General features: G+C 57.3%; 11 protein-coding genes. 3 read left to right on the forward strand and 8 right to left on the reverse strand.

What is annotated here, in order from left to right; translation table 11 throughout:
- Window positions 1-182: 182 nt before the first annotated feature.
- A complete protein-coding gene (locus VJ956_RS02515; protein WP_324081267.1) occupies window positions 183-1,907 on the reverse strand; it encodes a potassium/proton antiporter in 1,725 nt (574 codons plus the stop codon).
- 34 nt (window positions 1,908-1,941) lie between these two features.
- Entirely contained in the window at window positions 1,942-2,550 is a 609-nt protein-coding gene (locus tag VJ956_RS02520) for a helix-turn-helix domain-containing protein (RefSeq protein ID WP_324081270.1), read from the reverse strand.
- A gap of 117 nt (window positions 2,551-2,667) precedes the next feature.
- Between VJ956_RS02520 and VJ956_RS02525 the strand changes: the two genes are divergently transcribed.
- Window positions 2,668-3,225 carry a carboxymuconolactone decarboxylase family protein gene (locus VJ956_RS02525; protein ID WP_324081272.1) on the forward strand — a complete coding sequence of 186 codons (558 nt, stop codon included), beginning with the start codon at window positions 2,668-2,670 and terminating at the stop codon, window positions 3,223-3,225.
- Here the strand turns inward: VJ956_RS02525 and VJ956_RS02530 are convergent.
- Together VJ956_RS02530 and VJ956_RS02535 are read right to left on the reverse strand one after the other, a co-directional pair.
- Window positions 3,217-3,954 carry a fused MFS/spermidine synthase gene (locus VJ956_RS02530; protein ID WP_324081274.1) on the reverse strand — a complete coding sequence of 246 codons (738 nt, stop codon included), beginning with the start codon at window positions 3,952-3,954 and terminating at the stop codon, window positions 3,217-3,219. The genes VJ956_RS02525 and VJ956_RS02530 overlap by 9 nt on opposite strands.
- 47 nt (window positions 3,955-4,001) lie before the next feature.
- Window positions 4,002-4,430, reverse strand: a complete 429-nt coding sequence (locus tag VJ956_RS02535; protein ID WP_324081276.1) for an ankyrin repeat domain-containing protein — start codon at window positions 4,428-4,430, stop codon at window positions 4,002-4,004.
- Window positions 4,431-4,555: 125 nt separating this feature from the next.
- Between VJ956_RS02535 and VJ956_RS02540 the strand changes: the two genes are divergently transcribed.
- On the forward strand, window positions 4,556-5,179 hold the full coding sequence (locus VJ956_RS02540) for a YbhB/YbcL family Raf kinase inhibitor-like protein (protein ID WP_324081278.1): 624 nt from the start codon (window positions 4,556-4,558) through the stop codon (window positions 5,177-5,179).
- A 126-nt stretch (window positions 5,180-5,305) separates the two neighbouring features.
- Window positions 5,306-6,154, forward strand: a complete 849-nt coding sequence (locus VJ956_RS02545; protein ID WP_324081280.1) for a DUF547 domain-containing protein — start codon at window positions 5,306-5,308, stop codon at window positions 6,152-6,154.
- Window positions 6,155-6,210: 56 nt separating this feature from the next.
- Here the strand turns inward: VJ956_RS02545 and VJ956_RS02550 are convergent, their stop codons facing one another.
- From VJ956_RS02550 to VJ956_RS02565, 4 genes are all read right to left on the reverse strand, one after another.
- On the reverse strand, window positions 6,211-6,378 hold the full coding sequence (locus tag VJ956_RS02550; RefSeq protein ID WP_324081282.1) for a hypothetical protein: 168 nt from the start codon (window positions 6,376-6,378) through the stop codon (window positions 6,211-6,213).
- A 117-nt stretch (window positions 6,379-6,495) separates the two neighbouring features.
- Entirely contained in the window at window positions 6,496-7,719 is a 1,224-nt protein-coding gene (locus VJ956_RS02555; protein ID WP_324081283.1) for an ADP-ribosylglycohydrolase family protein, read from the reverse strand.
- A 40-nt stretch (window positions 7,720-7,759) separates the two neighbouring features.
- Window positions 7,760-9,346 carry an FMN-binding glutamate synthase family protein gene (locus VJ956_RS02560; protein ID WP_324081285.1) on the reverse strand — a complete coding sequence of 529 codons (1,587 nt, stop codon included), beginning with the start codon at window positions 9,344-9,346 and terminating at the stop codon, window positions 7,760-7,762.
- A gap of 324 nt (window positions 9,347-9,670) precedes the next feature.
- Window positions 9,671-11,059 carry a patatin-like phospholipase family protein gene (locus tag VJ956_RS02565; protein WP_324081287.1) on the reverse strand — a complete coding sequence of 463 codons (1,389 nt, stop codon included), beginning with the start codon at window positions 11,057-11,059 and terminating at the stop codon, window positions 9,671-9,673.
- Window positions 11,060-11,190: the final 131 nt, after the last annotated feature.

An 11,190-nucleotide genomic window follows, 5' to 3' on the forward strand; every position in this document is an offset into this window, starting at 1 on the left:
CTGCCAGAAATACCACCAGGGCAATCCGGGGAGCTATCCACCGGATCTGGCGGGTGTAATACTTCCATGTTGTTGGGACCGCACCCGGGTGTTGCATTAACATACGCTTTTCTGATTAAGATATTTCCATGTTATAGCACAGGCTGTTGTTTGATCGAACCCGGGTTTGTCGGGTTTTTTTGCTAAGCCCTGTTACTGCTGTCCATTTTCAGACCAACCTTGGTCACACTGTCGGCCTCGGTGGCGCGTGCCACCAGAATTACAGGCCCGACTTTGACCTTGTCACCGATAACCGGGTGGCCTTTGGTCCGGCGGGCAAAGCATTCGGCCAGCGACAACTCTGGCGGCAGCTCATCGAATTCGATGCCGTAAACCTGTTCTACATCGCCCAGCAGAGCGTCGCCGTTTAGAACGAAATCGCCGAAAAATGCCCGCTCAGCCAGATGTTTGGAAGTACGGCGACCGCTCAGCGCGCGGCCCAGTTCCGGCACCACTGCGGGGGTGGCAAACATGGCAATGACGTCGCCAGTGCAGACCTGCAGGTCGGGACTTGGCGGCAGGCAGTCACGTTTGCGAAAGATACCGGCCAGAGCCGTGTTCTCGGGAAGACGCAGCTGGCCCAGGGGCCTTGGCACTTCCCAGGGTTCGCCCCGCAAAGGGAACAGCATCAGTTCATGATCCCCTGCAGCTGGAACGTCCAGAGGAAGGCGCCGATAAGGCTCCTCTCCCGCCGGTACCTCCAGTTTCAGGCTGCGCGCCAGCGGCGCCATTGTGGTGCCCTGAACCATCAGGGACACGAGTACGATAAAGAAGGCGATGTGAAAAATCAGTTGAGCCGATGGCAGGTCGGCGATCACCGGAAACAGGGCCAGTACAATCGGCACGGCGCCGCGGAGCCCGACCCAGCTGATAAACCCCAGTTCACGGCGGTTAAAACCGAATGGCCACAGCGTCATCATCACCGCAAGCGGACGAATCAGGAAGATCAGTGCAAACGCCAGTATCAGGCCTCCGCTGGCTAGTGGCAGCAGCTCGGACGGCGATACCAGCAGCCCCAGGATCAGAAACAGGCAAAGCTGGGACAGCCAGGCCAGGCCGTCGTGAACCTGCAGGATCATCGGCATCATCCGCACCGGCCGATTGCCGATGATCACGCCGGTCAGGTAGATGGCCAGGAATCCACTGCCACCGAGTTCATTGGTGCCGGCAAACACTGCAAGGCCGGCGGCCACCACCAGCAGCGGGTAGAGTGAGGGCGTCAGCCGTGACCGGTTGGCGAGGTTGACGACGACAAAGCCGCCTACCACCCCGGTAACGCCACCGATGCCGAACTGTTCTATCAGCATCCATAGCGCCCCCCAGCCTTCCGAGACACCTCCTGCGCTGATCATGGTGACCAGCATCAGGGTGAGGAAAATCGCCATCGGGTCGTTGCTGCCGGATTCGATTTCCAGCGTGGCACTGACGCGCTCGTTCAGGTGCAGACCCCGTCCCTGAAGCAGTGAAAACACGGCAGCGGCATCAGTGGAGGAAATGATCGCGCCGATCAGCAGGGCAGTGAGCCAGCCCAGATCAAACACCCACCAGGCTACCAGTGCCGAACCCAATGCGGTGAGAAAAACACCGAAAGTAGCCAGCATCAGGGCCGGCCTCAGGCCGACCCGAAAGGTTTCCGCCCGGGTCCGCATGCCGCCATCCAGCAGGATGACCCCCAGGGCCAGGTTGGCAATGGTGAAAGCGAGCTCAAAATTATCAAACTGAAGCCCGCCGGGGCCGTCCTCGCCCATCATCATGCCGACAATCAGGAAAATCAGCAGTACCGGCATACCCAGACGACTGGACAGCGGGCTGAGCAGGATGCTGATAACCAGCATCAGAGCGCCGATGAGAGTGAGTGTGGCGTCCATGTTAGCGACCGCTCAGTGAGGTTTCAGCTTGGGCTTAATGAATGGCCCGGTAAGACTCCAGCAGTGCTGCCATATCGTCCGCCAGTTCAGACACCTGTTCCGTGCTGGTTTCACGCTGGGCAAAGCCACGCAGACCCATGATCTGGGCCTGAATCAGACGGGCCAGACGGGCACAGTGGGTATCCGGTTTCAGTTCTCCCCGTTCCCGGCCCCGTTCCAGCGCAGCGGCAATGGAGGTCTCGATACCACAGAGCAGGCTATTGGCCTGGCCGGCGATACTACTGTGAGTGTAGCTGGCTTCCAGTAAAGTTTTTACCAGCATGCACGCCCGCGATGGCTCGGAACTCCCCGGTTGGCAGCAGGCGATCGCGATGTTACGCAGATAATCCTGCAGGGCGTCGATGATCGGGACCTGCTCTGTGAGCAGACCATCCAGTTCGGTGCGGCCTTTCCGGGCATAGGCATCGAGGGCCTCGCTGAACAGTCGGTCCTTGCTGCCGAAGGCGGCATAGATGCTGCCCGGCCGCATATCCAGCGCCTGCTCGATCTGCTTCATGGATGTGGCGTGGTAGCCGCGTTCCCAGAACAGGTAAACGGCTTTCTCCAGTGCGGTTTGTCGGTCATAGCGTGCGTTTCTGGCCATGGGACTGCTCAATGAAAGGCAAATATCAGTTTGCTGACTATAACTTGAGTGATTGCTCAATAATAGTTAAGCTTGGAGTGCGGTTTGTTTCATGACCAGCTCTCAAAGGAGAATTACATGAGCGACTTTACCTTGCACACCGTTGATTCGGCGCCGGAAAAATCCAGACCACTGCTTGAAGCCTCGCAGCAGGAAATGGGCATGATTCCAGGCCTGCATGCCGTTATGGCAGAGTCACCCAATGTCCTGAATGCTTACCAGACGCTGCATCAACTGGCGCTGGACAGCAGCTTCGACAAAGACGAAATTACCGTTGTCTGGCAGACCATCAACGTCGAGAACGCCTGCCACCACTGTGTGCCGGCACACACCGGCATTGCCAGGATGATGGAAGTGTCAGACGACATCACTTTTGCCCTGCGGGATGAAAAACCGCTGCCCAGCGACAAACTGGAAGCCCTGCGAACCTTCACCCTTGCCGTGATGAACAAGCAGGGCAATGTCAGCAAGTCCGATCTGGATGCGTTTTACAGCGCGGGCTACAGGCAGCGCCAGGTTCTTGAAGTCATTCTGGTGCTGTCCCAGAAGACGCTGAGCAACTACATCAACCACATTGCCGAAACCCCGGTTGACGAGCCCTTCAGGAAATTCGAGTGGAAAAAGGCCTCAGCTTAAGGCGATAACCCTGGCCATCAGCCTTCGCCAGTCGATGGGCAGGACCTCTTCCAGGCTCTTCAGGTGGGGGTCTGTGCTGGCGGGAAGCTCGAAGGGCTTTTTGCTGCCATAGATTACGGTGTTGTTGGTTTTGCTCTTGAAGGCCAGCACCACCGCGAACTCTTGTTTTAACTGATTGAAAAAAGGCCCGTTCAGATCCGGGGTGCGATGGTAGTTGAGCGCTATCCAGCCACTGTCAGTCAGAACCCTGCTGCATTGTCTGATAAACTCCCGCTGAACCTGAATCGGGCTCATGCGCTCGGCGCTGTACATGTCTGCCAGAATCAGACCAGTGTGGCCAGCGGGCAGTCTTGCAAGGACATTGCGGGCATCTTCGATGGTTACCTTGAGGCGTGGGGAATCCGCCAGGTCGAAGTATTCACGCGCGACGTCGACAACGGCCTGCCGCAGTTCGACGGCATGTACCTGGCACTCGGGTAGCAGATGCAGCAACGCATTGGCGATGACGCCACCACCAAGGCCGAGAATGCTCACGTGCGCCGGCTGGCTGAAGGCAACCGGCAACAGCATGGCACGACTGTATTCATGGACCGGCAGGTGAGGACGCCGACGGGCGATCTTGCTCTGTTCAAAGACTGAATCGAAGGTCATTACCCGATGCTTGCGATAGTCGATGACCAGAATGCCGCCGAGGTCATCCCGGGCAAAGTGAACAATATTGCCTTTCAAGCCAGTGTCCCCAGTGGTGTGTCAGGTGCCGATGCCATGACAGCCGGTTACGCAAGACGTTTGGCTGCTGCTTCGGCGCCCTTTGCGGCGGCCAGTTCGGCCGCGCGCTGGCCCGCGGCATCTTGCAGAGAGGGATCCGCGCCGGCATCCAGCAGACACTCAACCAGATCCACCCGGTCTGCCATGGCCGCCGCCATCAGGGCTGTCTGCTGTTGCTGATTGGCGGCGTCCGGTTCAGCACCCCTCTCCAGCAACAGTCTGGCAGTGTCCATATGACCATTGCGGCAGGCAAGTATCAGCAGGCTGTCGCCTTCGCTGGTCCGGATGTTCAGGGGTACGCCCGCCTCCAGCATCACATTAAGAGGACCCGTTCCACCGTTTCTGGCCAGTTCGAAGAGTCCCTGTAAAAACGCGATGGCATCCTCGTCCTGTCTGGTGGCCGGATGCTCGGGTTTGCCTCTGTTGTCGTCGCTCATGGCTTTTCCTGGCGGTCCCTTGTTGTCATCTGGTTTCCGGCGATTGTGGACAGACCCATGCCGCCACTGTTAAAACCATACTACCAGCCAAGATAAAACCAATCAGGTTTCAGGAGAAAAGTAACGTGGACATCAAGGTTCGAGGCATAGCAGAGGGACAGCCGGTACCGGAAGAATTTGCGTTCGGCGTTTACAACGAACAGGACCACATGAGTTTCGGCCCCAACAGGAATCCCGAAGTAACCTGGGAGGGGGCACCCGAAGGCACCAGAAGTCTGGTGATCATGATGTTTGATCCCGACGTGCCCAGCGTGGCGGATGATGCCAACCAGGAAGGCAAGACAGTTTCAAAGGATATACCCAGGGTGGATTTCTTCCATTGGCTGCTGATAGATGTGCCCGCGACCACATCACGCATCCCTGAGGGCGTGGACAGTGACGGCGTGATCCCCAAGGGCAAGGATCCCGGCCCGGGTCCGGTCGGCATTCGCGGGGTGAATAATTTCACTCAGTTTCTGGCAGATAATCCTGATATGGCCGGCACCTACGGCGGCTATGACGGCCCCTGTCCGCCCTGGAATGACGAGATCATCCACCATTACCATTACGAGGTGCATGCGCTGGATGTGGAAAGCCTGGGTCTTACCGGCGAGTTTGACGGCGCTGCGGTACGTGAGGCCATGGACGGGCATGTACTGGCGAGTGCAAGGGTGACCGGCACCTACACACTGAACCCGGACCTGCGCTAGGCGCCTGTAAGCGTATGCCAGGATGGCGAGGATAACTCCCGTTGACGGTTTGCCCGGGTTGTAACAAACCGGCCGGGTTTGTGTCGTTGCAAGTATCATCCATTTCAGACCTGACCGGGAGTTATCATGCGTTGTCTCCGTTTTACCGCGGCCCCCCTATTTCTGCTCGCGATCTGGGTCGGTGCTGCCCAGGCCGATGCCAGTCGCGAAGTCTATGGGCCCTTCCAGGAAATACTCGAACAGTTTGTGACGGAAAAGGATCTTGCCGGCGGAGGTCTGGTGTCGGCCTTTGACTACGCGGCTGCCACAGACCAGGCAAAGACCTTGCAGACGCTGGCGAGCCAGCGTGAAGCTCTGGCGAAATTTGAGCTTTCCGGTCTTGAAGGGAAAGCTGAGTCCGTCGCCTTCTGGATCAACGCCTACAATTTTTTCATGCTCAATCAGATCCTGACGGAGCGGCCGGATGGAGAGCTCGTTGAATCGGTCTGGGATTATGGCGGCCGGGTGAATCCATTCGTCGATAACGTGTTCGAACGTGAAAAGTTTGTGATCGACGGGAAAGAATACAGCCTGGACCAGATGGAAAAGCAGATCCTGCTGGGCAAGGACTATGCCGACAGGGGCTGGAAAGATGCCCGGGTTCACTTTGCGGTCAACTGCGCCGCGGTGGGCTGCCCGCCCCTGCGGGGTAGTCTCTACACCGCCGACAGCCTTGAAAGCCTGCTGGCCGAGAATACCCGCCGGGCATTTCTGACGCACTACCACCTGAAGGTTGAGGGCGAGACCCTTTATGTCACTGAGCTGTTCAAGTGGTATGAAGACGACTTCAAGGAGGCCGCCGGGTCCCGGCAAGCGTTTATTCAGGAGTGGGTGGATGCTTCTCTGGCAGAGCGGGTGGCGCAAACGTCCACTATGACGTTTATTGATTACGACTGGTCCCTGAACAGACCGTCCAATTTTGCCGAATTCCGCTAGCCTCCAGTCACTGAAAGCCGCTACTGGTGACCAGTAGCGGCTCATGGTTCTGCTGGTTATTCTTCACCCGCCTTGACGCTTCTAACGTCAGCAGCTTTCTCCGAAGCTTCATGCGGGAAGCTTCTCTCCTCATTATACCGGTCTGCCTGGCCGTTCATTGCAAGAGCGGTTGTGGCAGAAAAAGAAAGAGCAATAGCGGCGAGAATCAGTGTCAGTTTGTTCATGGTGTGGTACTCCTGTCTGGCGATAATTGACGCGGTTATTCCGGCATCCGGTTAGTCCGCGCTTACGAAATACAGACACCCGAATCACGCCTCTTGTTACAGGTTTACCGGAACTTTTCACTGCGCGGGGCAAGCGGATGGTTGGTTTTCCTGCACACCCGGCCGCCATTTCCCGTTCACCAGTGACTCGATATCCGCGAATCGAGTGTGCGCGTCTGCGACCCGGGCCAGCCAGCTTAGTGGTATGCCCCGTTCGCCACCCACACCATGAATCGCCGCCATGGCCGGCCCGATGATCCAGGCTCTGCCACAGGAATCGCCGCCGCATTGAATGTTGGCGCGAATGGCCTCGGTATAACTCCTGGCATGGCCGAGGATATGAAAGATCACCGGCATGGCCTCGTGCAGGTAGCAGGTTCGGCCGTGAGTTTCACCGGCCCCCGGTCCATCCAGTGACGACCCCGATCTCGCCAATGCCAGGCTCTGATGGTCTGGCGCCTCAGTGCTGGCGGCATCAAGTGCCGACGACATGGAATCGCCCTGGAAAAGGTTATCAAGCAGGCGGGCGGCGCAGCGAGCCCATGCTACGGCCTCATCGTTGTGATTGGTCACCCGTACTGCGGCCTCGGTCACCCTCATCAGGTCATCGGCGCCGCAGTAGCTGGCGACCAGTGGCGGTAACTTGGAAACTGCCGGCAGTTGCATGTCGTTGGCGCCACTTTCGGCGATCAGGTGCTGATCAATGGTTTCCGCTATGTGGACACCCGCTTCCTGTATGTCCGATTCCTTGTAGGTCAGGTCAATCCCTCTTCGGACAGGCGCAGCCAGCTGATCACCCGTCAGATAGCGGGTATATGGCAGCACCTTTTGCACCAGGATCCGCTTCTGTGTATCGGTCAGAGTTGTTCTGGTTGTCGACAGCGCCTCTTTAATACCGTTCTGCTCAATATTGTTCAGATTGTCCAGCGTTATCCGAGTGGGGTTGTCAATGTACCCCTGCCACTGCCCGCCAGGCCCGAAGAAGGTGCGAAAACGTCGCTGATAGTCGCGGATGTTCAGGGCGCCTATACAGGTCAGCAGGCTGTCGATCAGAACACCCGTTGCGGCGCCATAGTGGCTGACATCCCCCGTCTGTTTTCCATCGTGGGCAAAATAGCCCAGTCCACCTTCGAAATAATCGGCCTTGGGCGTCAGGAATTCCGGTGACTGGCCGCCAACCTCAAGGATGCGCGGGCTGTCATAGAGCCAGTGCAGCCCCAGGCTGGCGGCATCGGCAACCCAGCCACCGGCTATGGCTGCTATGACTGCGGGTTTTCTTTCGTTGGGCAGGTTGCTGGTCATTGGAAAATCCTTGCGGGTCATGTTTTGAAATTGCCACTTGCTAGTGCCAACTGTCTGCAGTTGCCTGATGCCAGTCACTGGCCCAGTGATCCGGGGTGCAGTCCTTGTGCAAAAGACAGTCTTTTTCTATACGGGGATAAAGCTGGGCATAGTTCACAACACTGCCCTGACTGACCCGCCGATTGATATCCGCAGAATCCAGATCCTGCAGTTGATCCCTGCCCAGAATGCTGAGCAGTTCCGCCAGCGCTTCCATGGATGAGTGATGGTAGTTGGCAACTCGCACACCCTTGTCGGTGACATCCAGCTGTTTGTAGCGGGCCGGGTTCTGGGTGGTGATACCAGTGGGGCATTTGTCAGTGTTGCACTTGCGGGACTGAATGCAGCCCAGCGCCAGCATCATGCCCCGCGCCGAGTTCACGGTTTCGGCTCCCAGAACCAGGAGTTGTAACATATGAAACGCGGAGAACACCTTGCCGGAAGCGATAATCCTGATGCTGTCGCGAACACCGATACCTCGCAGGGCGTTATTCACAAAATGCAGGCCATCCCACAGCGGCATGCCTACCGAATTGGTCAGCTCCACTGGCGCGGCACCGGTGCCGCCTTCCCCGCCATCAACGGTAATGAAATCCGGCAGCAGACTGGTTTCCCGCATGGCCTTGCAGATACCCAGGAACTCCCGCCGGTTGCCGGGGCAAAATTTGAAACCGACCGGTTTGCCACCGGAAAGTTCCCGCAGTCGGGCAATGAACTGCAGCAGTTCCAGCGGACTGGAAAAGGCAGAGTGTCCGCGGGGCGACAACACATCCTCCCCCATGGGCACCATCCGTATGCGCGCTATTTCCTCAGTCAGCTTGGCGGCGGGCAATACGCCGCCATGGCCGGGCTTGGCACCCTGGGAAAGCTTGATCTCGATCATTTTGACCGCCTCGCGGCCTGCCTGCTCGGCAAAAAGCTGCGGATCAAAGACACCCTCTGGCGTGCGGCAACCAAAGTAACCGGTTCCGATCTGCCAGATCAGGTCACCACCGCACTCAAGATGCCAGTCGCTGATCCCTCCCTCACCGGTATTGTGGGCGAAATTCCCGAGTTTCGCACCCCGGTTCAGTGCCATCACGGCATTGCAACTCAGCGCACCGTAGCTCATGGCCGAGATATTCAGCACTGAGGCGTCGTAGGGTCTGGTGCACTGCGGCCCGCCAAAACTGACCCGCAGATTGACCGGCAGGCAGGTTTTTGGCGCCAGGGAATGATTGAGCCATTCGTAACCGTCACGATAGACATCGAAGATGGTGCCGAAGGCACGGGTGTCGTCGTCCTTTTTGGCCCTTTGATAAACCAGGCGGCGAAATTCCCGGGCGACCGGAGCGCCATCAAGATCCGATTCCACGAAGTATTGCTGCAGTTCCCGCCGGAACGATTCAAACAGATAACGGAAGTGGCCAACCACCGGATAGATCTTGAGCAGGGTATGTTTGTTCTGGGTCAGGTCATGAAAACCCAGAGCAATCAACGGCCCGACGATCAGCCAGGCCCAGTTTATGGCGGTCCAGAGCATGCCGGTGATAACCAGCATCGCGCTCAGCGCCAGACTCGAGAAGATAAAAAATTGACGGAAGACCATGGGGATAATCCTGTTTTTCAAGACTGGTAGTTCAACAAACCGGACTGTCAGGCGGGGCAGGCGCAGCCAAAGCGTGGAACACCTCCGGCACCGCCAGTTCCAAGAAATGTTATGCGCAATTTATCTCCCTCTGAACCAAGCGGTTGATGACTGCCGATACCACTTTGTCGCCGTGACTCTCCAAATTCGTTTTGCAAGGTTATCTGAGCCTTAGCCAGAGCGCGACACTGGCGGCGCTTTTATCAAAGCACATGGTTCAGTGGAATGGATTACGATGCGACCAACTTGCCGTCCAGTGAGGATCCGGGGAACAGTTCTGGCTCTTCATGGCCGAGATTCGGTTCTGGCGTTCGGCTCGCCGGATCGTTCGTCACCCATTTTTGCAAGAAAGGAACGGTAAGCTTCGGATTGATGGAGAAGTTCACGACCAAGCGCGGTCAGGGCATCAACTTGCTCGACCTCCAGAGCTGCCGTAGGAAGTGAATTATATTTGCTTCGTCGGGCAGGGTCTGCAACCTGGTTAAATGTCAGGGTTGCGAAGTGAACGTCAACAGGCGGCTTGCCATGCTTTCGATTCCTGCTGGTGTATGCTCCCCATGCCAGAAACTCCCGTCGTGCCTGGGCAATGTTTTCGCTGGTCAGGGTGTTGAACGCCGCATCAAAAGAGGCTTCCAGGGTATCAAGCATCCCGGGCTCGCTGCCGGAAACTGCCCAGGGGTATGGCGGATACACCTGGGCATTCACCAGAACAACAAGCACGTTTTCAACCTTGTCGAGAGCCTGCTCGGAAAAAGCACCGGCCATCCTTTTAACATCGCCACGGTGGGCAACCGGACTCATCATCGAGCCCCGCACACCGATGTTGTCGGTAATGCCGCCATCGGCGAGATTGAGGTATGGCATATTCCCAGGCTCAAGATAACGAGCCAGACCCTGAGCGACGCCAAATTTCCGGGAGAGCAGGTCCCGGGTTTCCAGGGCCTCGTTGATCCAGAGTTTATTTTTCGAGGAACATCCGGGATGATTTTTAAGTCTCACTGCAGCGAATGCCGGTGGAACCGTTGAAGACGCCATGACCGCATGGGCGACGGGGTAAGGGTTCAGATCAGAGCAAAGCAGGTCAAACTGCTGCTGGATAAAACTGAAGGTCAGGGAATTATTCAGGTCCGTGGCGTTGATGATGACGAAGGGTCTTGCTCCCCGAGACAGATCGGCAAAGGTTTTGCCGTCGAAAATCTGGTCATTCAGGAACTCTGCCATCAGGTCCGAGCGGTTAAAGCCCGGAGATATCAGCCTCGCCATATTGAATGGATTGGCGAGCATCCAGGCATAAGTGCGCGGCCAGTTGCGAAGCAGAAAACGCGCGCGGAAGTCCTCGAACAGGCGGTCGCCGAACAGGCCATAGTAGGCAGCGGTGTAACTGCCGCCGGAAACCGCTGAAATCACATCAACCTGGTCCAGCAATCTGGAGGGCTGGCCGTCGATCACGATGGTTTCGTCACGCAGCGCTTCCAGCACGCCGTAGGACAATGCTGCGGCCCGGGTGCCGCCTCCGGAAAAGGCCAGAACCACAAACAGCCGGTTGTCATTGTCAGGGAGCCTTGATTCGAAGTCGTATCCTGGCTTTTGGGGGTTACCGCTGATGCCGGAATTGATTGCACCGACCGAACAGCCGGTGAGGAGGAAAACCAGCAGCAGGATGTCTGTTGCCACTTTTGGAATGCGGCCAGGGAATTGATAACACAGACGAGCCATTTTACAGCCTCGGTGTAACAATCGGGCGAGTTCATGGGTCAGCTAACCATAGACCAATCCGACGGCCAGGGTAAAACGCAATGACAAGA

The sequence above is a fragment of the Marinobacter sp. genome (assembly GCF_035268745.1).
Classification (GTDB): domain Bacteria; phylum Pseudomonadota; class Gammaproteobacteria; order Pseudomonadales; family Oleiphilaceae; genus Marinobacter.

Excerpts from the sequence above, each read along its gene's own strand:
- VJ956_RS02515 (WP_324081267.1), bottom strand. The coding sequence starts at position 1,907 with ATGGACGCCACACTCACTCTCATCGGCGCTCTGATGCTGGTTATCAGC.
- VJ956_RS02520 (WP_324081270.1), bottom strand. The coding sequence starts at position 2,550 with ATGGCCAGAAACGCACGCTATGACCGACAAACCGCACTGGAGAAAGCC.
- VJ956_RS02525 (WP_324081272.1), top strand. The coding sequence starts at position 2,668 with ATGAGCGACTTTACCTTGCACACCGTTGATTCGGCGCCGGAAAAATCC.
- VJ956_RS02535 (WP_324081276.1), bottom strand. The coding sequence starts at position 4,430 with ATGAGCGACGACAACAGAGGCAAACCCGAGCATCCGGCCACCAGACAG.
- VJ956_RS02545 (WP_324081280.1), top strand. The coding sequence starts at position 5,306 with ATGCGTTGTCTCCGTTTTACCGCGGCCCCCCTATTTCTGCTCGCGATC.
- VJ956_RS02550 (WP_324081282.1), bottom strand. The coding sequence starts at position 6,378 with ATGAACAAACTGACACTGATTCTCGCCGCTATTGCTCTTTCTTTTTCT.
- VJ956_RS02555 (WP_324081283.1), bottom strand. The coding sequence starts at position 7,719 with ATGACCAGCAACCTGCCCAACGAAAGAAAACCCGCAGTCATAGCAGCC.
- VJ956_RS02560 (WP_324081285.1), bottom strand. The coding sequence starts at position 9,346 with ATGGTCTTCCGTCAATTTTTTATCTTCTCGAGTCTGGCGCTGAGCGCG.